At 71.6% G+C, this 26,866-nt stretch carries 27 protein-coding genes and 1 pseudogene; 13 read left to right on the forward strand and 15 right to left on the reverse strand.

Annotation, left to right across the window (positions count from 1 at the left end; translation table 11 throughout):
* From KCH87_RS25865 to KCH87_RS25875, 3 genes and pseudogenes are all read left to right on the forward strand, one after another.
* Positions 1 to 658 (forward strand): annotated as a pseudogene (locus KCH87_RS25865) (cbb3-type cytochrome c oxidase subunit I); the annotation flags it as partial.
* A 5-nt stretch (positions 659 to 663) separates the two neighbouring features.
* Entirely contained in the window at positions 664 to 990 is a 327-nt protein-coding gene (locus tag KCH87_RS25870) for a hypothetical protein (RefSeq protein WP_247196844.1), read from the forward strand.
* A gap of 221 nt (positions 991 to 1,211) precedes the next feature.
* On the forward strand, positions 1,212 to 1,745 hold the full coding sequence (locus KCH87_RS25875; RefSeq protein ID WP_210588651.1) for a hypothetical protein: 534 nt from the start codon (positions 1,212 to 1,214) through the stop codon (positions 1,743 to 1,745).
* Positions 1,746 to 1,851: 106 nt separating this feature from the next.
* Here the strand turns inward: KCH87_RS25875 and KCH87_RS25880 are convergent, their stop codons facing one another.
* Both KCH87_RS25880 and KCH87_RS25885 read right to left on the reverse strand, forming a co-directional pair.
* On the reverse strand, positions 1,852 to 2,220 hold the full coding sequence (locus tag KCH87_RS25880; protein WP_210588819.1) for a hypothetical protein: 369 nt from the start codon (positions 2,218 to 2,220) through the stop codon (positions 1,852 to 1,854).
* Positions 2,221 to 2,325: 105 nt separating this feature from the next.
* Positions 2,326 to 3,201 (reverse strand): hypothetical protein, encoded by an 876-nt coding sequence (locus KCH87_RS25885; protein WP_210588652.1) that lies wholly within the window; start codon positions 3,199 to 3,201, stop codon positions 2,326 to 2,328.
* A 289-nt stretch (positions 3,202 to 3,490) separates the two neighbouring features.
* Here KCH87_RS25885 and KCH87_RS25890 point away from each other — a divergent pair, with 289 nt between their 5' ends.
* Together KCH87_RS25890 and KCH87_RS25895 are read left to right on the forward strand one after the other, a co-directional pair.
* Complete coding sequence (locus tag KCH87_RS25890; RefSeq protein ID WP_210588653.1) at positions 3,491 to 5,557, forward strand: SpoIIE family protein phosphatase; 2,067 nt, start codon at positions 3,491 to 3,493, stop codon at positions 5,555 to 5,557.
* A 131-nt stretch (positions 5,558 to 5,688) separates the two neighbouring features.
* A complete protein-coding gene (locus KCH87_RS25895) occupies positions 5,689 to 6,459 on the forward strand; it encodes a hypothetical protein (protein ID WP_210588654.1) in 771 nt (256 codons plus the stop codon).
* Between the two features lie 7 nt (positions 6,460 to 6,466).
* On the opposite strand, the gene KCH87_RS25900 is transcribed toward KCH87_RS25895, so the two are convergent.
* Positions 6,467 to 7,255 (reverse strand): putative protein N(5)-glutamine methyltransferase, encoded by a 789-nt coding sequence (locus KCH87_RS25900; RefSeq protein ID WP_210588655.1) that lies wholly within the window; start codon positions 7,253 to 7,255, stop codon positions 6,467 to 6,469.
* Between the two features lie 398 nt (positions 7,256 to 7,653).
* On the opposite strand from KCH87_RS25900, the gene KCH87_RS25905 reads away from it, so the two are divergent.
* The gene (locus KCH87_RS25905; protein WP_210588820.1) at positions 7,654 to 8,046 is read left to right on the forward strand and encodes a MarR family winged helix-turn-helix transcriptional regulator; all 393 of its coding nucleotides are present in this window, start codon (positions 7,654 to 7,656) and stop codon (positions 8,044 to 8,046) included.
* Between the two features lie 21 nt (positions 8,047 to 8,067).
* Here the strand turns inward: KCH87_RS25905 and KCH87_RS25910 are convergent, their stop codons facing one another.
* Positions 8,068 to 8,829 (reverse strand): GNAT family N-acetyltransferase, encoded by a 762-nt coding sequence (locus KCH87_RS25910; RefSeq protein WP_210588656.1) that lies wholly within the window; start codon positions 8,827 to 8,829, stop codon positions 8,068 to 8,070.
* A 233-nt stretch (positions 8,830 to 9,062) separates the two neighbouring features.
* On the opposite strand from KCH87_RS25910, the gene KCH87_RS25915 reads away from it, so the two are divergent.
* From KCH87_RS25915 to KCH87_RS25925, 3 genes are all read left to right on the forward strand, one after another.
* Positions 9,063 to 9,668 (forward strand): sulfite oxidase-like oxidoreductase, encoded by a 606-nt coding sequence (locus tag KCH87_RS25915; protein WP_210588657.1) that lies wholly within the window; start codon positions 9,063 to 9,065, stop codon positions 9,666 to 9,668.
* Positions 9,661 to 10,416, forward strand: coding sequence for a ferredoxin reductase (locus tag KCH87_RS25920; protein WP_210588658.1), 756 nt, complete (start codon positions 9,661 to 9,663; stop codon positions 10,414 to 10,416). The genes KCH87_RS25915 and KCH87_RS25920 overlap by 8 nt, the downstream gene beginning before the upstream one ends.
* Positions 10,417 to 10,503: 87 nt before the next feature.
* The gene (locus KCH87_RS25925) at positions 10,504 to 11,085 is read left to right on the forward strand and encodes a hypothetical protein (RefSeq protein WP_210588659.1); all 582 of its coding nucleotides are present in this window, start codon (positions 10,504 to 10,506) and stop codon (positions 11,083 to 11,085) included.
* A 4-nt stretch (positions 11,086 to 11,089) separates the two neighbouring features.
* Here the strand turns inward: KCH87_RS25925 and KCH87_RS25930 are convergent, their stop codons facing one another.
* Positions 11,090 to 12,472: an 8-oxoguanine deaminase gene (locus KCH87_RS25930; RefSeq protein ID WP_210588660.1), complete on the reverse strand. Its 1,383-nt coding sequence runs from the start codon at positions 12,470 to 12,472 to the stop codon at positions 11,090 to 11,092.
* 103 nt (positions 12,473 to 12,575) lie between these two features.
* Here KCH87_RS25930 and KCH87_RS25935 point away from each other — a divergent pair, with 103 nt between their 5' ends.
* Together KCH87_RS25935 and KCH87_RS25940 are read left to right on the forward strand one after the other, a co-directional pair.
* Complete coding sequence (locus KCH87_RS25935; protein WP_210588661.1) at positions 12,576 to 13,544, forward strand: acetylxylan esterase; 969 nt, start codon at positions 12,576 to 12,578, stop codon at positions 13,542 to 13,544.
* 354 nt (positions 13,545 to 13,898) lie between these two features.
* Positions 13,899 to 14,642 carry a GntR family transcriptional regulator gene (locus tag KCH87_RS25940; RefSeq protein ID WP_210588662.1) on the forward strand — a complete coding sequence of 248 codons (744 nt, stop codon included), beginning with the start codon at positions 13,899 to 13,901 and terminating at the stop codon, positions 14,640 to 14,642.
* On the opposite strand, the gene KCH87_RS25945 is transcribed toward KCH87_RS25940, so the two are convergent.
* Together KCH87_RS25945 and KCH87_RS25950 are read right to left on the reverse strand one after the other, a co-directional pair.
* Positions 14,620 to 15,594, reverse strand: coding sequence for a sensor histidine kinase (locus KCH87_RS25945; RefSeq protein WP_210588663.1), 975 nt, complete (start codon positions 15,592 to 15,594; stop codon positions 14,620 to 14,622). The genes KCH87_RS25940 and KCH87_RS25945 overlap by 23 nt on opposite strands.
* A complete protein-coding gene (locus KCH87_RS25950) occupies positions 15,591 to 16,484 on the reverse strand; it encodes an MEDS domain-containing protein (RefSeq protein ID WP_210588664.1) in 894 nt (297 codons plus the stop codon). Before KCH87_RS25950 ends, KCH87_RS25945 begins: the two co-directional genes overlap by 4 nt.
* Positions 16,485 to 16,588: 104 nt before the next feature.
* Here KCH87_RS25950 and KCH87_RS25955 point away from each other — a divergent pair, with 104 nt between their 5' ends.
* Complete coding sequence (locus KCH87_RS25955) at positions 16,589 to 18,664, forward strand: hypothetical protein (protein WP_210588665.1); 2,076 nt, start codon at positions 16,589 to 16,591, stop codon at positions 18,662 to 18,664.
* 438 nt (positions 18,665 to 19,102) lie between these two features.
* Here KCH87_RS25955 and KCH87_RS25960 read toward each other — a convergent pair whose 3' ends face one another.
* From KCH87_RS25960 to KCH87_RS25995, 8 genes are all read right to left on the reverse strand, one after another.
* Positions 19,103 to 19,870: a thioesterase family protein gene (locus KCH87_RS25960; protein ID WP_247196857.1), complete on the reverse strand. Its 768-nt coding sequence runs from the start codon at positions 19,868 to 19,870 to the stop codon at positions 19,103 to 19,105.
* A gap of 66 nt (positions 19,871 to 19,936) precedes the next feature.
* Positions 19,937 to 20,665 carry a class I SAM-dependent methyltransferase gene (locus KCH87_RS25965; protein WP_210588667.1) on the reverse strand — a complete coding sequence of 243 codons (729 nt, stop codon included), beginning with the start codon at positions 20,663 to 20,665 and terminating at the stop codon, positions 19,937 to 19,939.
* 77 nt (positions 20,666 to 20,742) lie between these two features.
* Positions 20,743 to 21,324: a hypothetical protein gene (locus KCH87_RS25970; protein ID WP_210588668.1), complete on the reverse strand. Its 582-nt coding sequence runs from the start codon at positions 21,322 to 21,324 to the stop codon at positions 20,743 to 20,745.
* Positions 21,325 to 21,402: 78 nt separating this feature from the next.
* Positions 21,403 to 23,295, reverse strand: coding sequence for a hypothetical protein (locus KCH87_RS25975; RefSeq protein WP_210588669.1), 1,893 nt, complete (start codon positions 23,293 to 23,295; stop codon positions 21,403 to 21,405).
* A 201-nt stretch (positions 23,296 to 23,496) separates the two neighbouring features.
* The gene (locus KCH87_RS25980; RefSeq protein WP_210588670.1) at positions 23,497 to 24,258 is read right to left on the reverse strand and encodes an SDR family NAD(P)-dependent oxidoreductase; all 762 of its coding nucleotides are present in this window, start codon (positions 24,256 to 24,258) and stop codon (positions 23,497 to 23,499) included.
* The gene (locus KCH87_RS25985) at positions 24,255 to 24,395 is read right to left on the reverse strand and encodes a hypothetical protein (protein ID WP_210588671.1); all 141 of its coding nucleotides are present in this window, start codon (positions 24,393 to 24,395) and stop codon (positions 24,255 to 24,257) included. The genes KCH87_RS25980 and KCH87_RS25985 overlap by 4 nt, the downstream gene beginning before the upstream one ends.
* A gap of 28 nt (positions 24,396 to 24,423) precedes the next feature.
* Entirely contained in the window at positions 24,424 to 25,362 is a 939-nt protein-coding gene (locus KCH87_RS25990) for a VOC family protein (protein WP_210588672.1), read from the reverse strand.
* Positions 25,359 to 26,324, reverse strand: a complete 966-nt coding sequence (locus KCH87_RS25995; RefSeq protein ID WP_210588673.1) for a fumarylacetoacetate hydrolase family protein — start codon at positions 26,322 to 26,324, stop codon at positions 25,359 to 25,361. Before KCH87_RS25995 ends, KCH87_RS25990 begins: the two co-directional genes overlap by 4 nt.
* Before the next feature lie 229 nt (positions 26,325 to 26,553).
* On the opposite strand from KCH87_RS25995, the gene KCH87_RS26000 reads away from it, so the two are divergent.
* Positions 26,554 to 26,859 (forward strand): antibiotic biosynthesis monooxygenase family protein, encoded by a 306-nt coding sequence (locus tag KCH87_RS26000; protein WP_210588674.1) that lies wholly within the window; start codon positions 26,554 to 26,556, stop codon positions 26,857 to 26,859.
* Positions 26,860 to 26,866 lie beyond the last annotated feature (7 nt).

Below are 26,866 nucleotides of genomic sequence, written 5' to 3' on the forward strand. Positions count from 1 at the left end.
CACCATGTGGAACGGTTCACTGAGTTTCGAGACACCCATGCTCTGAGCCATGGGATTCCTGGTCACCTTCGTCTTCGGCGGTCTCACCGGCGTCATGCTCGCCTCGCCGCCGCTGGATTTCCCGACGTCCGACACCTATTTCGTGGTGGCGCACTTCCACTACGTCATCTTCGGCACGGTGGTGTTCGCGATGTTCTCCGGCTTCCACTTCTGGTGGCCGAAGTTCACCGGCAGGATGCTCGACGAGCGCCTCGGAAAGATGACCTTCTGGACGCTGTTCATCGGCTTCCACGGCACCTTCCTCGTCCAGCACTGGCTCGGCGTGAACGGAATGCAGCGCCGGATTCCCGACTATCTGGCGGTGGAGGGGCTGACGACGCTCAACACGCTGTCGACCGTGTTCTCGTTCGTCCTCGGGCTGTCTCTGCTGCCGTTCTTCTACAACGTCTGGAAGACGGCCAAGTACGGCAAGAAGGTCGAGGCCGACGACCCGTGGGGCTACGGCCGCTCGCTGGAATGGGCCACGTCCTGCCCGCCGCCGCGGCACAACTTCGTCGCACTCCCCCGCATCCGCAGCGAATCCCCGGCGTTCGACCTCCACCACCCCCTCCACGGCACCCAAGCACCGGCCCCTGAGCGGGAGTTGACGACAAGGTGACCGCCATGGACACCCGCGCGCTGATCAACGAGATCGAGGGCCACCTGCTCATCGCGGCCACTCGTGAGCAGGGGCGGGCGGCCGCAGCCCGTATCACCGCCCCGCTCGACTGGCTCACGACAGGGCAGCGGGAGGAGCTTGAGCGCCGGTTCGAGGCGGAGTACCTGCTGCTCGCACGCGACGCCTGGCAACTTACGGCGGTGCGTGCCGGGCGGCTGCGGGGCGAGTACGAGGAGGCGTACCGCGGCCTGCGCCGGCGACTGCTGGCCGGTTGCCTGCTGGGCTGGGCCGTGGTGATGGCCACGGGGGTCCTGGTGCTCTCCTGCACATAGGCCTTGTCGGGCAGGACCAAGGGCGTCGGCGGCGCTTCACTCGGCCGCCACAGGAAGGCAGCCGTCACCGCCGTACGAAGGAAGCCGTCACCTGACCGGGGGCGGTCCGCATGCGGACCGGCCCGGGGGCGCGTTGGCTTCCTCTGAGGCAGCACGGGCGATTCCCGACCTCGGCGGCGCAAGGGATGTACCGCCAACCGTGCCGCCGGAGGGCAGTCAACATGCGCAACAGATCGCTACTCCTCCGCACCGGCCTGACCGTGACAGCCGCCGCCGCACTTCCGCTTCCTCTGGCCGCGGGATCGTCCGCCGCCTCGGGGATCTCCGTGAGCACCAGCGGGTCCACGGTCTCCGTCACGACCAGCGCGTGCAGCCAGATCAACGGCAGCTGGGGCACCGCCTCACTCCTCAACAGCAGCCAGGCGAACTTCGCCCAGGGACGGCAGGTGGCACTGTCGGGGACGAGTTCCCTTCAGACGGGTGCCTGGTCCAGTGTGAGTCCCGGCACCTACACCGTCATCGTCATGTGCTCCAACAACGCCACCGCGGGCACCCAGTCCGTCATCGTCTCGGCGGCCACGAGGCCCACGATCTCCGCCACGGCCTCGCCGTCACGCGGCGTGATGGGCGGGGTGGGCGGAGGGGCCACGGACTACGGCACCCTCACCCTGGTGGCGGGCGGGGCGCTGGTGGGCACCGGGGTCGCCGCCACGGTCTGGTTCCTGCGCCGCCGCTCGAAGCCCTACCGGCTCTGACCCGGGATGCGGCGGGCCGTCCGCCCGGCGGGTGCCGGGCGGACGGCCCGCCGCCATGCCCTCGCGAGGTCGGAAGCGGCCGTACGACCGCCCGGAGCGGGTCCGGCTACCGGTTCTCCAGCCGCAGGTGCAGCTCCGTCTCCTGGTCGCCGGACGCACCGGTGGCCTCATGCACGGTGAACAGGGAGTCCAGGGTGACGCGGAACCGGTCGACCGCCCAGTAGCCGCCCTGCACATCGGCCTCGACCGACGACTCCAGCCGGGCCGGACGGGTGCCCTCGTGGGCATCGGCGACATCGAACGTGCCGAGCCACACGGTCGGGCGGGTGTCCGAGGCCTCCTCCGGTACGTCGTCGGCGCACCGGTCGGACGTGAAATACGCGCACAGGGTGTCGAACACGATCCGGGCGTCGTCCTTGGAGCACCCGCTGATCTCCACCGAGACGTGTTCCGGGTGCGATCGCTCGCCGATCATCATGACCGCTCCTCTCGTGGCCGCGCTGCGGGGGCGCGGGCCCCGAGTGTCCGCGCCCACCTTCAGCAAACCACCATCCCGCCGAAGCGCACCACGTGCGAGGCCTCAGCTCCGCGTGAACCGATACGTCTTGCTGTCCGTCAGCACACAGAAGCCCGGGGAGACGACGATCACGCGCAGAGTGCCCGTCCGGCGGTCGTAGTCGATGCCCTCCGTCTCGAACGTGCCCGAGCATGAGCTGCGCAACGGCAGCTGGCGCAGCGCCGTGACATGGCCGGAGACATCCCCCGACCCGCCCGGCGCGGCGGAGAGGTCGACCTGGAGCAGCGGCTTGGTGATGCCGAAGAGTGTGCCCGCCGGGTCGTCGGAGGAGCACAGCAGCGTCGTCGGGCCGGAGAAGTCGCAGCCCTGCACGTCCCGCACCGCGTGGTCGAGATTGACGGTCGAGGCCTGCGGGAGGTTCGCCGACGGCGAGGTGCTCGAGTTGACACCGGGGGTCGGGAAGACCAGGAGCCGGCTCATCGTGCCGTACTCACCGGCCAGCATCCACTGGCCGTCGGGCGAGATGGCCACCCAGGAGTTGTTCAGCGCCTCTCCGGAGCTGAGGCTGTGGACGTACTCCGCCCAGCTCCCGTCCGGCTTCTGCACCCGGAACATCTTCGAGCTGCCCGAGTCCGCCTGGTACGGCTCGATGTAGTACCCGTTGTACGAGGCGTCGGGGTCGCCGACGTGGTTCCAGCCACGGCTGCTGACGTCGGCGGGGATGGTGCCGATGCCGGTGTAGCGGTTGGGGCTGTTCGCGGGAACCTCGACCGAGGTCAGGCCCTGGCTCTCGGTCAGCGGATCGGCGCGGTCGGACCCCACCTCGGTCCAGGTGTCGGCGGCGGAGGCGGGCGGGGCGGCGGACAGCACGACGGCCGTGGCGAGGGCGACGACACCGGTCAGGGCTGCGTGACAACGTTGCCGGGCAGGCAGGCGCATGGGACGGCTCCTCGGTGGGGGGTGGGGGCGGCGCTCGGCGGACAGTGTGGCCTGAGCCCGGTCGACATGTACAGACCAATGAACGGAACAGGAGCTGTCCGTTCGACGACAGACCGCTTCCTGACGACTTCGATCGCTTCCTGATGACTTCACCGGACGGCCACCGCCGTGTTGAGGGATGGTGGAGGAGCGCGACCGTGGCATTACAGAAACGGTTGAACGCGGTAGAACAAGGGGAGTCGGCACGGGGGACGACGTGCCGTGGCAAAGAACGAAGGCGGTGCGTGCGATGGGTGCAGCCGGGCCTCCGGTGGCCGAGGGCGGCGGACCGGTGCGGCCGAGCGGACTGCTCGACGTGCTGGGCGTTGCCTCCGTGCTGCTCGACGCCCAGGGGCGCGTCGTGCTGTGGAGCCCCGAGGCCGAGGAGTTGTTCGGGTTCTCGGCGCAGGAGGCGCTCGGCCAGTACGCCGCCCGTCTGATGGTGCACGAGCAGCACGCCGAGCTGGTCGTCAAGCTGTTCGCCGACGTGATGGACACCGGTGAGGGCTGGGCCGGGGCCTTTCCGGTACGGCGCAAGGACGGCGGCACCCGGCTCGTGGAGTTCCGCAATCAGCGGCTCCTGGACGACCAGGGCGAGGTCTACGCGCTGGGGCTCGCGGCCGACCAGCAGACCGTGCGCGGGTTGGAGCGCGACGTGGCGCTGTCGACGCGGATGGTCGCGCAGTCACCCATCGGACTGGCCGTCCTGGACACGGACTTGAAGTACCTCTCGGTCAACCCGGCACTGGAGCGCATCAACGGCATCCGGGCCGAGGAGCACCTCGGCCGCACGGTCCACGAGATGCTGCCGCGAGTGGATGCCGAGGCCATGGAGCGGGCGGCGCGCAGAGTCCTGGAAACCGGGATACCGCTCGTCGACCAGCCCACCTTCGGCCGGACCCCGGCAGACCCCGAGGAGGACCACGCCTGGTCCGTCTCGATGTACCGGCTGGAGGACGCCGTCGGGACCGTGCTGGGGGTGGCCGCTTCGGTCGTGGACATCACCGAGCAGTACCGGGCGGGTGTCGAGGCCGAGGCCGCGCGGCGCCGGCTGGCGCTCATCGCCGACGCCTCCGCCCGCATCGGCACCACGCTGGACCTGGACCGCACCGCCGGCGAACTGGCCGATGTCGCCGTTCCCGAACTCGCCGACATCGCCGCCGTGGACCTGCTGGACGCCGTCGTGGAAGGCAGACGCAGCATCCTCGGCCCCCGTCAGGCGGCGGTGATCCGCGCCCTGGCGGTCCGGGCGGAGCACGACACCGAGGCCCTCGGCGCGGCCGACCCGCCCGGGCAGGTCGCGCGATACGGCCCGGACCGCCTCGTCACCGAGTGCGTACGCACCGGCCGGCCGGTCATGGTGGCGCAGGTCAAGGACGAGGACCTGCCGCGCATCGCCCGCTCACCGGAGGCCGCGGACCTGCTGGCGCGGGCGGGCGTGCACTCCTATCTGGCCGTTCCGCTGATCGCACGCGGCGAGGTACTCGGCGCCCTCGACCTCAAACGCACCCGCAATCCACTGCCGTTCAGCGAGGACGACCTCCTGCTCGCCCGTGAACTGGCGGCCCGCGCGGCCGTGCAGATCGACAACGCACGCTGGTACCAGAACGCCCGCGACACCGCCCTGACCCTTCAGCGCAGCCTGCTGCCCAGTCATCCGCGCGTGACGGGCGGCCTCGAGGTCGCCTCCCGCTATCAGCCCGCGGGCGCCACCAGCGAGGTCGGCGGCGACTGGTTCGACGTCATCCCGCTGGACGGCGGCAACACCGCGCTCGTCGTCGGCGACGTGATGGGCAGCGGCATCACGGCCGCCGCGACGATGGGCCGGCTGCGCACCGCGACGAACACGCTGGCCTCCCTCGATCTCGACCCGGCGGTGCTGCTCGAACACCTGGACCGGATCACCCAGGACCTGGACCACTCCATCGCGACCTGCCAGTACGCCATCCACGACCCGCATCTGCGGCAGTGCCGGATCGCCAACGCCGGCCATCTGCCGCCGGTTCGCGTACGCGCCGGCCGCGCCCCCGAGCTGCTCGAACTGCCCACCGGAGCACCGCTGGGCGTCGGCGGTGTCGCCTTCTCCACCACGACCGTCGACCTGGAACCCGGCGACCGGCTGGTGTTCTACACCGACGGTCTGGTCGAGACCCGCCAACACCCCCTCGACGAACGGCTGGACGCGCTGCTGGATCTCCTCGACGGCCCCGACCGGCCCCTCGAGGAGCTCTGCGACCTCCTCCTGCGCACACTGCACCAGCCCGACAACTCCGATGACGTGGCCCTGCTCATCGCCCGTGCGCAGAAACCGGGGTAGCCGTACGGGACGGCGGGGACCGGTGGTCCGCATTCACAGGAATCGATTACCTGCGTCTTACCGGCCGCACACCACAATCACAGCAAGCCATGGCATACGGATGCCGGGCGCCCTCCCGAGGAGAGCGAGCCGTGACACAGAATCCGGACCAGGAACCCACCGCCGGCGGCGAACCGCCGGACCGGCCCGCCGAGCCGCCGACTGTTCCCGCCCAGCAGGGACCGGACTGGGAAGTACTCATGGGGCCGGGCGGACCCGAGCCGGAGCGGACACCGCCGGGAGCGGCCCTGCGCGCGCGGTGGCACCGCCAGTCGGCCAGGGCCCGCGCCCTGACCGCGGCGGCCACGGTCGTCGTCCTGGCTCTCGGCGGCACGGTCGCCTACGCCACCACCTCCTCGTCGGGCTCGAACGACAGCGCCACACCCGCGGCCGGCGGGACCGGCTCCGAGTCCTCCTCCCCCGACGACCGCCGCCCCTGGCGCGGCCCCGGCACGTGGTTCGGTCTCGGCAGCGGAGCTGTGCACGGCGAGGCAACCGTCAAGGACGGCGACACCGGCGACTGGCTCGTCCGCGTCTGGCAGTTGGGCACCATCGAGGACGTGGACGGCGACCAGGTCACGGTGAAGAGCGAGGACGGGGCCGAGTGGACCTGGACGGTGAACGAGGACACCAACGTCTGGCGCGACGGCTCGTCGAGCTCTGGGGCCGGTGACCTGGCGAAGGGCGAGACGTCGTACCTGGCCGGCACCCGTTCCGACGACACCCGGACCGCCACCCGCGTTCTCTCGGGCGCCTGGGAGGACAAGGACGACGACCGAGGTCCGGGCGACTGGCACTTCCAGCTCCCCGGTCACCGGGACTGGAAGGCCCCGGAGCCCTCGAAGAGCGGCACGACGACCTGACCTCACGTCAGCGGATGCCTGTCACGACAGTCACGTACAGCTCCTCCGACACGGCCAGCCGGGTCGTCAGACCGCCGGCGGTGAAGGCCTCGACGGCCGCCGGCGCCTGGGCCTCGCTCGTCTCGACCAGCAGACAACCACCCGGCGCGAGCCACCGTGGCGCCTCCGCGGCGACGCGGCGCAGGACGTCCAGTCCGTCCGCGCCGCCGTCCAGCGCGACCAACGGCTCATGGTCGCGCGCTTCCGCGGGCAGGAGCCCGACCTCGCCGGTGGGGACGTAGGGCACATTGGCCGCGAGGATGTCGATGCGGCCGCGCAGTTCACCGGGCAGCGCCTCGAACAGGTCGCCCGCGTGCACATGCCCGCCGACCGAGGCGACGTTGCGGCGGGCGCAGCGCACCGCCGCCGAGTCGATGTCGGCGGCGTGCAGTTCGATCGGCCCGAGCGCCGCGGCCAGAGCTGCGCCGACCGCGCCCGAGCCGCAGCACAGGTCGACGACCACGGAGGCGCCCGGGGCCTGGGCAAGCGCCTGTTCGACGAGGAACTCGGTACGGCGGCGGGGCACGAACACGCCGGGTTCGACCGTGATCCGCAGTCCATGGAACTCCGCCCAGCCGAGGACGAGTTCCAGGGGCAGCCCACCGGCGCGACGGTGCACCATGGCGGCCAGTTCGTCGGAGCTACGGGCGGCGCCGAGGATCAACTGGGCCTCGTCCTCGGCGAAAACGCAGCCCGCGGCGCGAAGGGCGGCGACGACGGTGTCGTGGGAGGAGGTCAGAGAAGAAAGAGGGGGCATGAAAGCCGAGAGCCTTTCGGGAGCCGAAGGGCGCTCTCGCGGCCACCTAGCGTCGGCGATCCGCGCCGGTTCGAGGGGCGAGCACCCGAGCTGACACAGCGGTAATGGGTCTCACCTCCTCTGGCACTCACTGCCGGGACACTCCGCGGCCGGACGGCACACTACCCGGATCGGACGGCGGCTGTCTCCTCGTTTCCGCTCCGCGACATGGTGCTCCCGCGGACGTGCCGGGTGCCCCTCGCAGCGGCGGTGACCTCAGCTTCTCCCGCTTGAAGTTGTATTCTGCAACCAGGAGTGGTGAGGGAGGTTCCGTGAATACAGCCGAAGTGACCGATGGGACGGTTGCCACCGCCGGCGGGGCCGGCGCGGACACGGCCGTGGAGACCATCCAGCGCGAGATGACCGCCTTCGCCCGCCGCGCGCGGGCCTCGGCGGGCCGAATGCACCCCGAGCTGTCGCTGGTGTCGTACACGCTGCTGGGGCACCTGGAGGAGAGCGGCGGCTGCCGTGCGACCGACCTGGCCACGCACTACGCCCTGGACAAGTCCACCGTGAGCCGTCAGGTCGCCGCCCTGGAGCGGACCGGACTCATCGAGCGACGCCTCGCCCCGGAGGACCACCGCGTGCAGGTGCTGCACCTGACGGAGGCCGGCCGGAACATCCTCGCCCAGGTCACCGAGAGTCGCCGGGCGGCGTTCCGGGAGCGGCTCGCTGAGTGGCCGGAGGAGGATCTGGAACGGTTCGCGGCGTATCTCGTGCGGTACAACGGGTGGCCCGGGACAGGACGCTGAGCTCGGCAGTCCACTGCGCGTTCACGCGTGCGCCCCGGTCACGGTCCGCTCTTCCGCCGGCAGTTCGGGCGCACGGGCCGCGAGGAACGCCGTGGTGCGGCGCAGGCGGAAGCCCAGGGACTCGTACAGGCGGATGGCACCCGTGTTTCCGGCGCCGGTGTGGAGGAACGGGGTCTCTCCGCGTTCCCGTATGCCGTGGGCGACGGCGAGGATCAGCCGGGTCGCCAGGCCCTCGCCGCGGACGGCGGGGTCGGTGCAGACCGCGCTGATCTCCGTCCAGCCCGGCGGACGCAGCCGCTCCCCCGCCATGGCGACGAGGGCGCCGTTCCTGCGTATGCCGAGGTAGGTGCCGAGCTCGATGGTGCGGGGCAGGAAAGGGCCGGGCCTGGTGCGGGCGACGAGGTCGAGCATCTCGGGCACGTCGGCGGGACCGAGCCGGACCGCCTCCGGGTCGGGGGCGGCGGCCGGCCCGTCGGCCACGAGCTGTACGCCCTCGATCCGGAACGTGACCTCCCAGCCGTCCGGGACCCGCCCCCGGAAACCGAGCAGCGGTATTTCGGTCCCGGGCCCGGCGAGCGCCGCGACATCCGCCCAGTCGGCGGCGTCGGGCTCATCGGGCAGGGCCAGCCATGGCGTCACGTCGACGGGATAGCGCAGCACCCGGCCGCGCCGCTCGGCGAAGTGGGCATGCGGGCCGGTCAGTGCGGCGAGCGCGGGGTGGTCGAGGACATGCCGCGTCGGGGCCTCGGCCTCGGACTGCACCGGCTCGTACGCCTGGGCCATCGCTGCTGCTCTCCTTCGCGGTCGTGGGACACCGATGTGCGGGGGGGCACCGATGTGAAGGAAGATCGGCGGGCGGCTATTCCCTGGGCTCCTCGGACTTCATGCGGCCTCAATGACCGCGGGGCCGCCCCTGGTCCGGGCAGCCCCGCGGGCCACGTACGGTTGACTGCGTAAGCACCGATCACGTCCGATCCACGGGCCGTCACGCGCGGCGGCCTGGAGGCAGCACCCGCATGAATGTCACCCGAGGCTTCACCGGACGCCCGCGCGTCGACGACCCGGGGCTCCCGCCCGGCCAGTACGACGCGGGCGACGACTGGCCCGTCCTGTCCGCGGAGGTCACCCCCGACCTGGCACCCGCCGACTGGACCTTCCGTATCGACGGCCTGGTCGAGGAGGACCGCACCTGGAGCTGGGAGCAGGCACACGAGCTGCCGGCATCGGCGTACGAGGGTGACATCCACTGTGTGACGAGCTGGTCGAAGTTCGGCGTCCGGTTCGGGGGCGTCTCGCTGGACGCCTTCCTGAATATGGTGCGCCCACATGTGGCCGCCACACATGCCGTCGCCTACTCGCACACGGGATACACCACGAACCTGCCGCTCGCCGACCTGACCGGCGGGCGGGCCTGGATCGCCTGGGAGTACGACGGGCAGCCGCTGGCGCCCGAGCACGGTGGTCCGGCGCGACTGCTCGTGCCGCACCTGTACTTCTGGAAGAGCGCCAAGTGGATCGCGGGCATCCGGCTCCTCGACCACGACGAGCCGGGCTTCTGGGAGCAGAACGGCTACCACGGCCGCGGCAACCCCTGGGAGGAGCAGCGGTACTCCGGTGACTGAGACCTTCACTCCCCCGTCGCGCTTCGCCGTGCCCGGGCGGATCGCCGTGAGCAACCAGACCGCCGTGGTGTGGCAGACCGCCACGATCACCGAGATCCGCCGCGAGACCCCGCACGCGGCCACCTTCCGGCTCGCCGTGCCCGGCTGGCAGGGGCATCTGCCCGGCCAGCACCTGATGCTGCGGCTGACCGCCGGGGACGGTTATGCGGCCCAGCGCCACTACTCCATCGCGTCCGCGCCCGACGACTCCGGGCATATCGAGCTCACCCTCGACCACGTCCAGGGCGGCGAGGTCTCGGGCTGGTTCCACACCGTGGCCCGGCCCGGTGACCGGCTCGAGGTGCGCGGGCCGCTCAGCGGCTTCTTCGCCTGGCCCGGCGACCGGCCCGCGCTGCTGATCGGCGCCGGGTCCGGCGTCGTACCGCTGATGTCGATGCTGCGGCACCACCGGGCGCGCGGCCTGACCGTGCCGCTGCGGCTGCTGGTGTCCGCACGCGGCCCCGAGGAGCTCATCTACGGGCGCGAGTACGGCACCGAGACGACGCCCGTGTTCACGCGGAGCGCGCCACATGGCGTACCGGTGGGACGTATGGCAGCCGCACATGTGGCCCCGCTCCTGGCCGAGCAGCCTCCTGGTGGGTGGGAGGCCTATGTGTGCGGCTCCAACGGGTTCGCCGAACACGCCTCACGCCTGCTCGTCGCGGCCGGCCAGCCGGTCGACCGCATCCGGATCGAACGCTTCGGCTGACGCACATCGGTCTCTACAGCTGACGCAAACCCCCCGCTTAGGTCACTCGATGTGGGCACTCGTACGCGTGACGGCGAGGAGGTCGACATGCGAACCCGGGTGCGCGGCTGGCGCTGGCGACCCAATCCGCTGCGACGCCGGTCTGACGTGGTCGAGGCGTGGACGGTGGTGGTCGTGGCCGTCCTGCTGTTCGTGGGCGCGCCGTTGGCCGGGGTGGCCGCGGCGTTGTGGGCCCATGCCGAGGCACAGGCGATCACCGCGGCCCAGCGCGCCGACCGCCGGCAGGTGCGAGCCGAGGTGGTCGGCGCCACTTCGGGCTCACTCCCGGTGCAGGGCGGCCGGACGTTCACGCGCCGGGCGACCGTGCGCTGGACCGAGCCGGGCGAGGGAGAGCGCACGGCGAGTGCGCCTGTGTCACCGGGCACGCGGCCGGGTGACACGGTCGACGTGTGGTTCGACTCCCGGGGCCGCGGCGTCGCGCCGCCGCCGGACGGGTTCGCGGCCTGGCAGCACACGCTCGTCATGGGCCTGTGCGCCACGGGCGGTGCGGTCGCCGTCGTGCTCCTCGGACATGTGGTCACACGCCATGTGGCAACGCACCACCGGCTGACCGAGTGGGAACGGGAGTGGGCCCGTACGGAACCGGAGTGGACGCGTCGGTCGGCCTGACCGGTTACACCTGGCCCTTCTGCATCCGGCGTGCGATTCGCCGGTGGTCCCGCAGCGCGTCCGCCAGCCCCGGCAGGACCGGTTCGCCGCGGTCGACGAGGATCCGGCCGCCGACGACCGTGGTCCAGGCCCGGGCGGGTCCGCAGCGCAGCCATGCCTCCACGGGGTCGCTGAGCGCGCCGGCCAGCGCCACCTCGTGCAGGTCCCAGACGACCAGGTCGGCGCAGGCCCCGGGGCGAAGATGCCCCAGTTCGTCGGCGCGGCCCAGACAGCGCGCCGAGCCGCGGGTCGCGATGTCGAGGGCATCCCGCGCGGTCATCGCCCCGGGCCCGCCGCGGTAGCGGCCCAGCAGCAACGCCCCCCGGGTCTCCATCCAGAGGGAGGCGTGGTCGGTGGAGGCGGAGCCGTCGCAGCCGATGCCGACAGGCAGCCCGAGCTCGCGCATCTCGCGCACCGGCGCGGTGCCGCCGCCGATGAGCATGTTGGAGCTGGGGCAGTGCGCCACACCGACGCCCGCGGCCGCGAGGCGGCGCAGCTCGTCGCCGTTCGGGTAGATGCAGTGCGCGACCCAGGTGCGGTCGCTCATCCAGCCGGTGTCCTCGAAGTACTCCACGGGCCGGCAGCCGTAGGTCTCGAGGCAGTAGATGTCCTCGTCGTGGTCCTCGGCGAGATGGGTGTGCAGCCGTACGTCGTACCGCTCGGCCAGTTCGGCGGTGGCAGTCATCAGCTCCTTGGTGACCGAGAACGGCGAGCAGGGCGCGAGCGCGACCCGCACCAGCGCACCCGGCGCGGGATCGTGATGCGCCTTGATCAGCCGCTCACTGTCGGCGAGCACCTCGTCGGTGGTCTGCGTGACGCTCCTGGGCGGCAGTCCTCCGTCGTCCACGGAACGGGTCATCGAGCCGCGTGTCGCGTGGAAGCGGAAGCCGATGTCGCGGGCGGCGCGGATCTCGGCGTCGACGAGGCGCGGGCGCGGATGGACGTAGAGGTGGTCGGAGGAAGTGGTGCAGCCGCCCATCAGGAGCTCGGCCATCCCTACGTACGCCGACACGTACGCGGCCTCCTCGTCGAGGCCGGACCAGAGGGGGTAGAGCGTGGTCAGCCAGTCGAACAGGGAGCCGTTCACCGCGGGGGCGTAGGAGCGGGTGAGGTTCTGGTAGATGTGGTGGTGCGTGTTGATCAGGCCGGGGGTGACGATCCGTCCGGCAGCGGAGACGGTCGTACGGGCCTCGGGTTCGCTTCCGGGGGCGCCCACGTCGGTGACCCGACCACCTGTGACGGCCACCCAGCCGCCCGGGATCTCCAGGTCCCCGTCCACGACAAGGAGTTTGGCGTCCCTGACCAGTAGTTCGGTGTCCTGGACGGGCGGATCATCGGCGAACGACATGGCCTCATGGTAGGCGCCGGCCGGATCAAAGACCTGGTCAGTCGTCGGACCACGCACGTACGGTGTGATCACTCGCAGGCACTCGACACAAAGGTGGTTGTCCATGGCCTTGTTCGACCTCTCCCTGGAGGAGCTCCGCGCGTACCGCAGTGCCTCCGCAGAGCCCGAGGACTTCGACGCGTTCTGGTCCCAGACCCTGGAGGAGACGCGCGAGCACGATCTGGACGTCCGCTTCGATCCGGTCGATACGGGGCTGACGACGGTGCAGGTGTACGACGTGACGTTCGCCGGGTTCGGCGGTCACCCGGTGAAGGGCTGGCTGACGCTTCCCTCGCGGGTCGACGCGCCGGTTCCGGTGGTCGTGGAGTACGTGGGCTACGGCGGCGGGCGCGGTCTGCCGCACGAGCATCTGCTGTGGGCGTCCACCGGCCGGGCGCACTTCGTGATGGACACCCGCGGGCAGGGCAGCGCGTGGGGCGGCGGCGGGGGCACCGCGGATCCGGTGGCGGGCGCGCCCGCGTATCCCGGGTTCATGACCCGCGGCATCGACGCGCCCGAGAACTACTACTACCGCCGGGTGTTCACGGACGGCGTGCGTGCCGTTGACGCGGCCCGCGCGCACCCGCTGACCGACCCGGCGCGCACCGTCGCGCTCGGCAGCAGCCAGGGCGGCGGCATCACCCTCGCGGTGGGCGGGCTGGTCCCGGATCTCGCCGCGGTGGCGCCGGATGTGCCGTTCCTGTGCGACTTCCCGCGCGCGACGGCCTTGACGGACCGCAATCCGTACCGCGAGATCGGCAACTACCTCAAGACGCACCGCGGCCGCAGTGCCGACGTCCTGCGCACGCTCTCCTACTTCGACGCCGTGCACTTCGCGCCCCGCGGGAGCGCTCCCGCCCTGTTCTCGACGGCCCTGGAGGACCAGACGTGCCCGCCGTCCACCGTCTTCGCGGCCTTCAACGCCTGGGCGCACGAGGACAAGGCGATCGAGGTGTACGACTTCAACGACCATGAGGGCGGCGGCCCCTACCAGCAGGCGGCCCAGCTGCGCTGGTTGCGGTCGCACGCCTGAGACTCCGCCCGGCGCCTTTCACTCCGGTCCGACCAGTCGGCTGAGCCCATGCCCGAGCACGAGCCGCCGGCACCGACTTCACCGTCAGGGTGCCCGAGAAGGAGGCCGGGCCGCGATCTTCGGCCAGTTGACGCCCGAGGCCCTCGCCTCGCCGGCCAACCCCTGGTGGGGGCGACGCGGACCGACACACCCGAGTGGCGGGCCGACGGCCACCGCGGCCTCTACCCCCGAGGCGGCCGAACGGTTTCGGCCGAACCGGCGAGCCGGTCTTCCCTGGTGGTTTAGACCAATGCTAGATCTGGTGGCGCAATGAGCCCGCACGGCTACGGAACGTCACCTCACAGGAGGCGCGGCATGGCCCGCACCACCCCCCATGACCATCCGCTCAGCGAAGGACAGCCCCTCTACTGGCGCATCGCGACGCAGTTGCTCGGCGAGCTGCGCGACGGCACCATCCCGCCCGGCGAACGGCTGCCCGGAGAACGGCAGTTGGCCGGACACTTCGGCGTCAGCAGGGAGACCGTACGACAGGCACTGGAAGTGCTCCGCCATGGCGGCCTGGTCGCCACCGACCGCCGCGGCAGCCACGCGGCGCTGCCCGGCCTGCCGGTCGAGACCCCGCCCTCGCTCGCCTTCCCGGTCGGCGCCCGGACCGCTGATCCGGCGGCCGTCGGCCGGGCCACCGTCACCTGGGAGGCTCCCCCGCCCGATCACGCCGCGGCCCTGGGGCTCGCCCCGCACCGGCCGACCCTCGTCCACCGCTACGAGTCCGCCACCGCCGACGGCCACGGACTGCGCACGGCCGTGACGTCCTTCTCGGCCGTGGCCCTGACCGAGGTGGAGGAGCTGGGGCGCTACCGCGACCGGGCCGACGGCGCCGCCGGGGCACAGCTGAGACGGGTCTACGACTGGATGCGCAAGGCGGGACTGTCCCTGCACCACCGGGACTCGATCACCCGCCTCCCGGACACGCCGTCGGTACGGGTCACGCGACAGGTGCGCGACCAGTACGCCCGGCCACTGGAGATCACCGACCTCGTCGTGGACGCCCACCAGGACGCCCTCGTCTACGAGTTCACACTGCCGGCGGCGGGCTGACCACGCAGGAGCGCCGGAAGTACAGTCGCACCACGGACCCCGTGGGATCCAGGTGCTCGGCGACCAGGTCGCTCAACTGCCGCACCAGCCACATGCCGTGGCCGTTCGCGGCGCGCGGCTCGGGTGGGATGTGGCCGGGGAACGTGGGGCGGGGCAGCGAGGTGTGGGCCCCGCCGTCCCGGATCTCGCAGACGACGTGGTCGGGATCGCTACGCAGTCGGACCACGCCCTGTCCACCGCCGTAGCGCACCGCGTCGACCACGGCCTCGTGCGCCGCCGCCACCAAGTCGTACGTCCGCTGCTCCGACATGCCGTGGCGGCGGGCGTACGCAGCGAGGGCGTGGCGGACGGCCGCCGAACGGCCGCGGCAGAAGCGGATGTCGTCCGGTCCGGCGGGCAGCGGGTCCGGGCGGCGCTGTGCGGTGACCTCCGCGGAGAAGGCCGCCGGGTCCGCGTAGTCACCGCTGGGCGCGGACGCGCGGGCGCCCAGGGCGAGTTCGGGGTGGGTACGTCGCGCCGTGGACAGGACCGTGGCAGCGAGTGACCGGGTGTCGTACGGGCACAGGATCCAGTGGGCGGTGCCGGCGAAGGCGACGTTCACGAGGGACTCGTAGCGCATCCACTCCTGTGTCTCGAAGTCGGTGCGGCCCCTCCAGACGGGTTCGCCGACGACGCGGACCCTGCGGGCCTCGCCCTGCCGGAGGCAGTAGGCGTGGTAGCGGCCCAGGGTGCGGGACGGGTAGTCGTACCAGTCGCGGGAGTCGGCGAACTCGACGCCCCCCGCCCGGCTGCCGAGCGCTTCGGTCAGCAGGGCGATGTGGTGGCCGCTCAGCACCGCGAGGACGGCGTCGCCGGCGTCGAGACCGTCGCGGACGAAGTCGGCCGTGCCCGTGAGGAATTCCCGGTCGGAGCCGTAGCACAGTGCCTGGTGCACGAAGCCCGTACGGGTCATCTCAGCTCTCCTCCGGGTTCGATACGCAGGCCGGGGACCCGGTCCCAGCCGGTCACCCGCATCACCCGGCGGATGTGCGGGGCGACGCCGGACAGTTCGAGCGTGCCGCCGGCCGCGGACAGGTCGAGCGCGCAGTACACCAGCAGGCGCAGGGCACCCACGTCGATGAAGCGCAGGCCGCCGAGGTCGAGCCGGGTGCGGATCCCGTGCGCGGTGCGGGCCAGGGCACGGTTCCGCTCGGCGTGCAGGGCGCGGGCGACGGCGGTGACGTTCGAGTCGTCGATCTCACCGGTGAGGGCGAGGCCCGGGGGGACGAAGGTACGGGTGATGGAGAGGAGGTCGTCGCGCCATATGTCGTCGGCGCCGACCCGGCCATGGTGCAGTCCGACGATCGGGGCGAGTTCGGCCTCGTCGAAGACCCGGCGGTCGTACTGGCAGATGCCGAGCACAGGCAGCGAGGCGAACACGGAGTCCAGCAGCAACTCGCTGTCGTGCAGCGTCTTGAGCGCCTGGCCGGCCTGGGCGCGCAGCGTCTCCGTGCCCACCCGCAGACCGAGGAAGCCGTCGCCGACCGCGCGGCGTGCCTCGCGGCGGATCACTTCGTCGAGGTCCCACAGGCCTTCCGGGCCGGCCAGGTGTCCGTCGACGCACAGCCTGCCCATCGCGACCTCCTCGTCGACCCGGCAGCCGTGCACCTCCAGAAAGGACAGGGCGACGCCGGCCGGGATGTCGGCGGGCGGCAGCAGGAGCCCGCGGTGGCCGCTGGCCAGGCCGTCGAGCAGGAACGCGGCGAGTACGGTCTCGCGTTCCTCGTCCGTGTCGTAGCCGAGGAGCAGATGGTCGCCGTGGCGCATCTGTCCCACGGTTGTCAGAGCGGGTACGACCGTCATCCCGCACCTCCCTGGGTGGGCCGGGACCGCTTCCACGCTACGCCGGAAGCAGCCGTCCCGTGAGGGGTTAAGGTGACCGCCATCGGTTCCGGTGAGGGGGGACGATGGCTGCCTCTGTGCAGGGCGGCAGGACCGGCAACCTGCCCGCCGAGGCGAACGCGTTCGTCGGCCGCCGGACCGAACTCGCCACGATCGCGGGGCTGTTGGGGGCCGAGCGACTGGTGACGCTGACGGGACCCGGAGGGGTCGGCAAATCCCGGCTGGCGCTGCGTGCCGCGTATGCCGCACAGTCCGGCTTCCCGGGCGGGACGTGGCTGGTGGAGCTGTCGGCGCTGCGGGATCCGGATCTGCTGGTCAACGCCATGGCGCAGGCGACCCGGTTGTCCGAGCAGACGCTGCGACCGCTGTTGGAAGCGGTCGGCGAGCATCTCGCGGGGGCACCGCTGCTGCTCCTCCTGGACACCTGCGAGCATGTGCTGGACGAGTGCGCGCGTGTGGTGCAGGAACTCCTGGCGAGCGTCCCGGAACTGCGGGTGATGGCAACCAGCCGGCAGCCGCTGGGCATGCCGGGCGAGCATCTGCTGACGGTGGCGCCGCTGCCCCTGGGCGAACGCGACGACGCGGTGGCGCTGTTCGCGGCTCGGGCTACGGCGGCCGTGCCCTCCTTCGCGCTCACCGAGGCCAACCGGCGCCATGTGGCCGCGGTCTGTGCCCGTCTGGACGGGATCCCGCTGGCCCTGGAACTCGCCGCCGTACGACTGCGCGGGTTCCCGCTCGACCGGCTGCTGGAGGCCCTCGACTCCCGCTTCGACCTGCTGGTCTCGCCCGCGCGGCCGCGGCTCGCCCGGCACCAGACGCTGCGCACGGCCATCGGCTGGAGCCACGAGCTGTGCACACCGCTGGAGCGGCTGCTGTGGGCGCGGCTGTCCGTGTTCGCGGGCGGCTGGGATGTCGAGGCCGCCGAGTTCGTGTGCCACGGCGGTCCGCTGGACGCCGAGGAGATCCTCGCGCTGCTCGCCTCGCTCACCGAGAAGTCCATCGTGACCCGTGAGGACGACGGGGCGGCGGTGCGCTACCGCATGCTGGACACGGTCCGCTCGTTCGGAGCCGAGTGGCTCACCGGACTCGGTGAGGAGGAGGCGCTCAGACACCGCCACCGGGACTACTACCGCTGGATCGCCCGTCAGGGCGAGGCGGAGTGGCTCGGCCCCGGTCAGCGGATGTGGGCCGAGCGGCTGAGCGCCGAGCACGCGAACCTGCGCCTGGCGATCGAGGAGTGCCTCGCGGCGCCCGATTCCGAGCCGGCGCTCGAACTGACGGGCAGCCTCTGGTACTTCTGGTTCGCCTGCGGTTTCACCGAGGAGGGGCGCGCCTACCTGGAGCGGGCGCTGAGCCGCGCCACCCGCGACGGCGGGCCCGAGCACACGCTCGCCGTCTGGGCGCACCGGCTGGTCACCGTCGTCCCGGAAGACCTGGAGGCGGCCGAGTCGGTGAGCGCCGCGTATGTGTGGCTCGCCGAGGAACGCCGACTGCCCGTGCCCGCCCTGCCGTTGACCGGGGCGAGCCTGGCCGTGCGGGGCGAGTCCGCGCGGTCCGCGGTGCTGTACGGGAGTGCCGGGCGGGCGCCCGTGGGTGACGGCGGCGCCGAGTTCTTCCAGCTGCTGACGCTGGCCGTGCAGGCATACCTGCTGGCCGGCCAGGCCGCGTTCGAGCGGTGTGCGACGGTCGGTGAGCGGCTGCGCCAGGACTGCGCCAAGCGGGGCGAGCTGTGGATGCGGGCCTGGGGCGACTTCTTCGTCTCGCTGGCCGGAATCGGCCTGGGCAACGCCGACGAGGCGGTGAGCACGGCCCGCGAGGCACTGGCCGCCAAATGGCGTGTGCACGACCGGCTCGGCGCCGCCGCCGTGGCCGATCTCCTGGTCGCCGCTCAGGCCGCACGCGGCGAGGACGAACTCGCCGCCCGCCTCCTCGGCATCAGCAGAAGCCTCTGGCACACCGCGGGCCTGCCGCAGCTGGGCAGCCCCGACACGACCGTCTTCCACCGGGAGTACGAGCGCCGCCTGCGCGCGGCCCTGGGCGACGCCCGCTTCGCCACCGCGGTGCGCGAGGGCCGGGAACTGGACCCTGGCGCGGCACTGGCGCTGGCGCTGGGCGGCATGTCCGAGGGACTGGACCTGTGACTTCTGGGGCCGGACACTTCGGCGCCATCGTGACGGGGCTGAGAGTCGGAGGCGATCAGCGCGGGTTCGTCTCGGTCGAGGGGCGCGCGTTGCGCGCTGCGGTCACGCCGGAAGGCTGAGGAACGGACGGCGACCAGCGCGGACGTGTCCCCATCGAGAGGCGCGGCACCACTGCGGTCACGCCAGAAAGCTGAGGAACGGACGCCGACCAGCGCGGACGTGTCTCCATCGAGAGGCGCGGCACCACTGCGGTCACGCCAGAAAGCTGAGGCACGGACGCCGACCAGCGCAGACATGTCCCCTTCGAGAAGCGCGCCACTACGGTCACGCCAGAAAGCTGAGGCACAGACGGCGACCGGCGCGGATCTTCGGGTGGTGTGGCGCCCTCGCGCCTCAGAGCTCGGCGACCGAGGCGATCGGTGTCACCGCTCCCGGCCCTCATCCGGCGCTGACCGCCGCGCGGACGACGCGGGACTGGCGGCCGAGGGCGAGCAGCCGGCCGTCCGCCGACCAGACCGCGCCGTCGTCGACCGCCCAGCCGGCGCCGGCGTGGTCGGTGCGGATGCGGACCAGGGCCCAGTCCTCCGTGACGCCCTGGTCGAGGGCGTCGGTGAAGTGCACGGTCAGTTCCGCCGTGGGCACGGGTCGGGGCGTGCGCCAGCGCGCGTAGAGGGCGGGCGGCAGCACGTCGGTGAGGGTGAGGACGGCTGCTGCGTCCAGGGGCCGGTGGTCGGAGAAGCGCACCCAGGCGACGAGTTCGGCCCGGTCGCCTCCGGCGAGAGGGAGGTCCGCGGTGGCGGGGCGGATCTCCAGCTGCTTGGCGAACGGCGCGAGATGGCCGGGGAGTTCGACCTGCGCGCACTCGTCCGGTCCCGGCACGTCGGGGGCGGGCTGTCCGTCGTACGACGGTCCCTCGCGTCCCGGGCCGAACAGCGCCGAGCCGAGGAGGACCGGCTGCCCGCCCTGGTGACCGGTGAAGACACAGGTGGCGGTGCGTCGGCCCGCGGCGGGCGAGGTGCCGGAGAAGTGCAGCGGGCGGGTGTCGACGGGAGCCAGGAAGTGCGTGGTCAGAGTGCGGACGGCTTGGGCTCCGCCGGCGAATCTGTCGCGTACGGCGGCCAGGGCGACGGCTGCGGCGTGGCCGCCGTGCGCTCCCTCCCAGGACCACCACAGAGGGTCGATACGGACGTCGGTGTCGGTCGTCATGGTCACGTCCTCACCATAACCAGGTGAGTTTGAAAAACAAACCCATGGATGGGAAATTCAAACCCACTAGGTCGCCCTGCGTCGCGCCACGACCATCCGCACGCGCGGGCTGCCATCCGGTCGCCTCCCGAATTCGGGCAGGGTCTGGAGGTCGACCTCGAACCCCGCCCATTCCAGTTCCCGCCGTACGTCCCCGAGCCGGAAGGCCCGGTAGTACATGACGAACGGCGGCCGCCACACGGCGTTGCGCACGCGCATCACGGCGTCGAAGCCCAGCAGCATCCAGTAGGCGCGGGAGGCCGGAGGCGGCGGCGCGACCACCGGGAAGGCGAAGCAGCCGCCCGGCCGCAGCACGGAGTGGACCTGCGCGAACAGTCCGGGCAGTTCACGGGGCAGGAAGTGCCCGAACGCCCCGAAGCTCACCGCAAGATCGAAGACGGGGCCGAACGGCAGCGCACGGGCGTCCCCGCGGACCCAGTCGACACGCGGCCCGGCAGACCGCGTCCGCTCCCGTGCCACGGCGAGCATCCCGGCGCTGAAGTCGACCCCGGTGACGCTCTCCCGGCACACCCGCATCAGCACGCCGACGCCCGCTCCGGTGCCGCAGCACAGGTCGAGTCCGGCGTCGAACGGGCCGATCCGGGCGAGCGCCCGCACGACCGCGTCGAGCACCGAATCCGGGGTCCGGAAGGGGGTGTGATCGAATTTCGGGGCGAGCAGGTCGTAGCCGCGCTCGACGGACGACAGTGCCTGGACGGCGAGTTCGCGGAGACTGGGGCCTTCGGGGCTGAACATCCGCGTCAGCTTAGGCGAACGGGACAGCGGGAAACGCCCGGCACAGGAGCCGGCGGCGCTCGTCCATGACGCCCCTCTCAGCCCGTCCTGCCGCCCCGCCGGGTGTCGACACGCTCCCACTCGGCCTCCCACTGCGCCATCCTCCGCCGGTCCAGCACCACGCGAGCCCCATAGGCACCGCCGATCACGACCGCGCCGACGACCACCCCGGCCAGGACGCCCGCCAGGGCCGACTGGAGCCTGGCCTCACCTGGGGACACGGGCTGGGCCACCATGATCCCGGACCGGTCGGTCCAGACCGGCACCCGGGACCCGGCGGGGGAGTCGGGCCGTACCTTGGTCAGGCCCGTACGGGGCTGACCGTCCGGCGCTGTCCAGCGGGCCTCGGCCCACACCAGGTCACCGTCGGCCTCGCTCGCGGTCGGCTTGTCTCCCGCGTCCTCGACGAGGACGGCGGTGACCTCCTGCCGCTCCGCCCGCTGCTGGTCGAGGTCGTGCTGCATGACGGCCCGGATCGCCAGACCCGCCGGCACCGCACAGACGCCGGCCAGGATCCACGCGCAGAGCACGAGCCAGGCCTCGACCACATCGATTCGCCGCCGGAGCGGATTGCGCCGCCACCGCCACATCCGCACCGTCAGACGCTCTGTCCTCGCCATCGGTCGACACCCCCTTGCCAGCGCCGACAACACACTCACCAGTGTCCTACCGGAAGGCGCTCCCGGCGCTGCGAGGCTTCAGACGATGCCGACCGTGATCGCCCCCGTGTAGGTCCGCCCGGCGGTGACAGGGGTCTCGGTGCCGTCGACGGTCATGGTCAGCTCCCTGCCGTTCGGGGCCTGCACCACGGCATCGGCGGCGAGGACGAGCCCGGTCAGGTGCGACGTGCCGGTGACCGTCCAGGTGGAGCCGCTGTCCAGCGTCACGATCACACCGTTGTTGATCGCGGCCCGCGCGGTGTTGGTCACGATGCCCAGTTCGTAGAAGTTCGAGGAGTCGATGGTCGACACCCGGTGCACGGCCTTCGTCGCGGAGATGACGCCCTGGACGGTGGAGTCCTCGAAGGTGAGGACCATGTTCTTGCCGGTGCGCATTCCGTTGTGGAAGTCCCCCTTCAGCTCGATGGAGGTGAAGGTGGCGGCTCCGTCCGCGGTGTGCACGGCGCTCACGTCGAAGGAGGCGTCCTTGGCCGGGTCGTCGGCCGGCTCGGTGTAGACGCCGACGTTCATCATCTTGCCGTCGACGTCGACCGGGCCCGGGTCGTCCAGCTCGATCATCTGAAGGATGACCCCGTCGCGCGGGTTGAGACGGGCGCCGCGCGAGCCGTCGACGGTGATCGTGGTCTGCTGGCCCTTGTTGAGGAAGGTGGCCCGCTCGGAGTTGACGACGGTGCCGCCGTCGACAGTGAGCGAGCCGGCGCCGAAGAACATATAGCCGAAGTGGCCGGAGTTCACGGTCGTGGTACGGACCGGAAGGGCGGCCAACTCGGCGACGCCGAGGCCGAGTTCGAGTTCCGTGTTCAGATCGGCGACCGCCTCGCGGGTGCTGTCGCCGTAGTGCACGACGGCCGCCGGGCCCGCGATGATCGTCGCGTAGCTGCCCACCTCGAACCGCGAGCCGAGCACCCGGACGATCGCGTCCCCGATGGCGTAGGTGCCGTAGCCGTACTCCCCCGTGTTCCCTATGTGGCTGTTGATCGCAGCCAGCTGGAGGCCGCTGCCGCCCTCCACCGACAGGGCACCCCACGTCTCGGAGAAGACGGTCGAGTTGAGGTAGGTGGCCTTGCTGTTCGCGCCGATGAGGTTGGTGGCGCGGACGTTGCCGTCCAGGCCGAGCATCCACGGAACGGACTGCATGTAGGGGGTCTCGACGGTGGCCTCGTAGTCGGCGGGCAGCACTCCGTTGCGGGTGCGCAGCACGGAGTTCTTGACGACGACGCTGGCGCCGCCGTCGGCGATCACGGCCGTGCGGACGACACCCTCGGTGCCGATCCGTGCCCCGTCCACCGTCAGCCTGGTCGCCGAGCCGTTCCCGACCACCGCGGCACCGTAGCCGGCGAAGTCGCAACGTCCGTTCCCTGTGAGGGAGATGGTGGGCCGCTCCAGCGTGTACGCGGCATCCTGCACATACACGCCGTCGAAGCACTCGCCGGTCGAGGTGATCGACACGTTGCGGGCGAGGGAGTCGGTGAGGCGTCCGCCGAGCGCGGCGGCGAGGACGGACTTCTCACGGACGATGCCGTCGCCGCTGACGTACACCGCCTGCCGGAAGGGAAAGGTGAGCGTCTCGTACGTCACCTCGTTGGCCTCCGCGACGGTGAGGACGACGGCACCGCGGTAGGTCCCGGCCTGGATGAGTGTGGCGGTACCGCCGGTCTCGGTCAGGAGCTGGCCGGTCTCGACACCGTCGACGGTGAGGGTGAGGCTGTGGCCCTCGGGGGCGACGATCCTGCCGCCGTCGGCGATGGTGAGCCGGGCCACCCGGGTCGTCGCGGAAATCTCGTACGCCTCACCGGAGCCGACCGTGATCGTCCTGCCCGGCGCTGCGGTCACGGGGGCCGCGGGGATCAGCAGGGCGCCGGCCGTGGCGGTGCCGGCGATGAGGACGGAGCGTCGGGTGAACAGCGTCATGGCATGCCTTCCCAGGGGTTGAGTGCGCCGTCGCGCAGAGTGACGACCGACCGTCATAGAAGCGGGTCGGCGCAGGCACCGATGGTGCGCACGAGGGAGTGAATCAGCGGTTCCCAGCAGGGAATAGGCGGTGCGCACACACATACCGCTTCCCGATGCCTCGGATCACGGCGCCTGCTTCATGGCGAACACACAGAGTGGTCAGGCGGGCGCGATCATGCCCGCCGACAGGTCGATGTCGGCCCCGCACAACCCGGGCATGGCGAGCATCGCGACCAGGGCGCGGGCCACTTCGTGTCCCTCGACGAGCCGGCCGAGGGCGGCGCGGGAGGCGAAGTCGTGCTCGGCCTCCTGGACGGTGCAGCCGGTCAATTCGGCGGTGAGCCGGAAATTGCGGTCCATGCGCGGGCCCCGCACCGGGCCCGGGGAAAGGGAGTTGACCGCGATGCCCTGCGGGCCGACCTCTCCTGCCAGGGTCCGTGTCAGGCCGAGCAGCGCCATCTTGGAGGCGGTGTAGGGGGTGCGGTTGAGCAGGGGCCGCTTGCCACTGACCGAGGCGACGTTGACGATGTCTCCTCGTCCGGCCGCGATCATCGGCGGCAGGAAGGCCCGGCACATGAGGTAGACGCCGCGGACGTTGGCCGCGAACACGTCGTCCCACTCGTCCGGTTCGATGTCGGTGAGCGGCTTCACCGGGCCCGCTACGCCCGCGTTGTTGACGAGCAACGACACGTCCTCGTCGGCGAGTTCGACGGACAGCGCCTGCACGGAGGCGGGGTCGGAGACGTCGCACACCGCCGTACGGGCCGCTCCGCCCACCTTGGCCGCCGCCTCCGCGAGAGCCCGTTCGTTCCGGCCGACCAGCAGCACCCTGGCCCCGGCGTCCGCCAGGGCCAGGGCGAACGCCCGGCCCAGCGGTCCTCCCCCGCCCGTGATCAGTGCCGTACGCCCCCGCAGGGTCATGCGCGGTTCCACGGCAGCTCGTCGCCCGCGGCCTTCGCGGCCCGTACGTCGCCGGAGCGTGCGTGTCCCTCGAACAGCTCGACGCGGGAGGCGGTGACCTCCGCCTTGGACACGGCGTGCTTCAGGGTCCTTGCCACGGATACGGCCCTTCTCGGTGAGGTGGGTTCAGACGGGGGGCGCTTCGAAGAGCACGTCGGGGTCGTTGAACTGCTCCTTGGCTACCGATTCGCTCATCGGGTCGGCGGTGCCCCACTGGTCCTGGGTCATCGGGTCGGCGACGTCATGGCGGCCCGGGTGCCACAGGTCCTCTTCGAGGACGGCGAGTTCGGTGGTGTACTCGACGGTATTGCCGTGCGGGTCGTGAAAGTACGAGAAGGTGTTGTCGCCCGCGAGGTGCCGGCCCGGCCCCCAGGTGAGCCGGGTCCCGGCACGCAGTGCACGCCCCGTGCCCCGCATGTACTCCTCGACGCCCCGCATCTCGAACGACGCGTGGTGCAGCGCCACGTGTGGCCCGCGCGCGATGGCGAAGGAGTGGTGGAGCGGGCTGCACCGCAGGAAGTACATGAGGTCGCCCATGTGCGTCGAGTACAGGGTGTCGGTGAGCCGGAAGCCCAGATGCCGGACGTAGAAGTCCCGCAGCGCCTCCGGGTCCGGGGAGTTGACCACGCAGTGCGAGAGCCGTACGGGAATCGCCTCGCGCTCCTCGACCCTGCGGTGGGTGCGGGTGGCGACGTCAGCGGAGACCTCCACGGCGCGCCCGTCGGGGTCGAAGAAACGGAAGCCGTAGCCGCCACCCGGAGTCTCCAACTCCGCGGGATCGTCGATGAGTTGGACTCCGGCCCGGCCGAGCCGCACCGCCAGCTCGTCCACCGCGGCCGGCGAGACCGCCCCGAAGGCCACCAGGTCCATCCGCTTCCGCTCGTCCTTGCGGATCCGCACGATGTACTGCTCGGGGCTGCCCTCGGCGGCGAAGAAGGCGAGCCCGGTGTCGTTCACCACCTCGGTCAGACCCCAGGTGGTGGTGAAGAAGGCGCGCTGGGTGTCGAAATCCGGTACGGCGAGGTCGACATGGCGCAGATGGGTGATGGGCTGGAAGGGGGTCACTGTCCGCTCCTGACGGTGTTGCGCTGCCGGCCCAGTCCCGTGATCTCCGCCTCCACCACGTCCCCCGGCTTCAGGAAGACGCCCCAGTGCGCGCCGTTGCCCGCCGGGGATCCGGTGAGCAGGAGGTCTCCGGGGCGCAGGGTGGTGGTCGTGGAGACGTACGCGATGAGCCTGGGGATGTCGAAGATCATGTCCCTGGTCGTCTCGTCCTGCCGTACGACCCCGTTGTGCCGCAGCGTGATCCGCAGGCCGGACGGGTCGCCGACGAAGGCGGCCGGGACGAGGAAGGGGCCGGTCGGCAGGAAGGTGTCGGCGTTCTTCGCGGTGAACCAGTCGGTGCCGATGGCCTTGAGGTCGGGCCGGTAGAGACGGTCGCGGGTGGTGAGGTCGTTGCAGACGGTGTACGCGGCGACGTGCTGCATCGCCCGGTCGACGGAGATGTCCTTGCCCGACTTCCCGATGACCAGGGCGAGTTCCAGCTCCCAGTCGTGCTGTTCGCCGAGCGCGGGCAGCACGATGTCGTCGTACGGACCGCAGATCGCGCGCGGCGAGCCCAGGAAGACGTACGGCACCCCGTTCCGGATCCGCTCGTCCATCATCCGCTCGGCGTCGGCGCGGGCCTCCTCGGGGGTGGCGCCGTGCACGCTCTCCTTCTCGGCGGCGACCAGATCGACCACGTGCTTGCGGTAGTTGGCGCCGCTCTGCAGGACCTGGCCCGGTTCGAGGGGTGCGTGGACGTGCAGCGAGGCCAGGTCGTGCCAGGTGCCCTCCGCGGACCGGGTGAGGTCGTGCAGCCGCAGCAGCCAGGTGTCCCAGTCCTCCACCAGGGCGCGGACGGACGCCACTTCGGGGGACAGATCACGCACGCGTGTCCCGGCGACCAGGCCGGGGAAGACGCCAGCGCTGCTGCTGAAGGTGCCGAGCGCGAACGGTCCGGCGTGGGTGGGCAGGGGATCGGACACGGGCGCTCTCCTCGTACGGGTGGGTTGCTCGGCTCCGACGCTAGGCACCCTGTGGAGCGGGCGGAAATGGACATCCGCGATGCCTGCCATCACCCGCCGCCCGGGCCCTCGACGGCTGCTCCATCGCCCTACGGGATGGATGACGTCCCCCTTGCCGATGCCTCGATCCGTTGACCCTCGCGTCGGCCGCCACGCAGGCTCGGAGCACCGCCGTCCCGAGGAGATCACCGTGGTTGTCGAGCATGCCGAGCTGACCGTCGAAGCCGGTCGGGAGGCGGAGTTCCAGGAGGTTTTCGGCAAGGCCCGCGAGGTGCTCGCCGAGGCCGACGGCTTCCGCTGGGCCGAGCTGCTGCGCTGCGCGGAGCGGCCGCGGACCTTTCTGCTGCTGGTCGGCTGGGAGTCGGTCGAGGCGCACACCGTGGGCTTCAGGGAGTCCGGGCGCTTCCAGCGCTGGCGGGCCCTGGTCGGCCCGTTCTTCGCGGAGCCGCCGGCCGTCGAGCACTACCACGAGCTCGGCCCGCGCTTCGGCGGCTGACCCTGAC

The sequence above is a fragment of the Streptomyces sp. GESEQ-35 genome, assembly GCF_017948485.1.
In the GTDB taxonomy this organism is placed as follows: Bacteria; Actinomycetota; Actinomycetes; order Streptomycetales; family Streptomycetaceae; genus Streptomyces.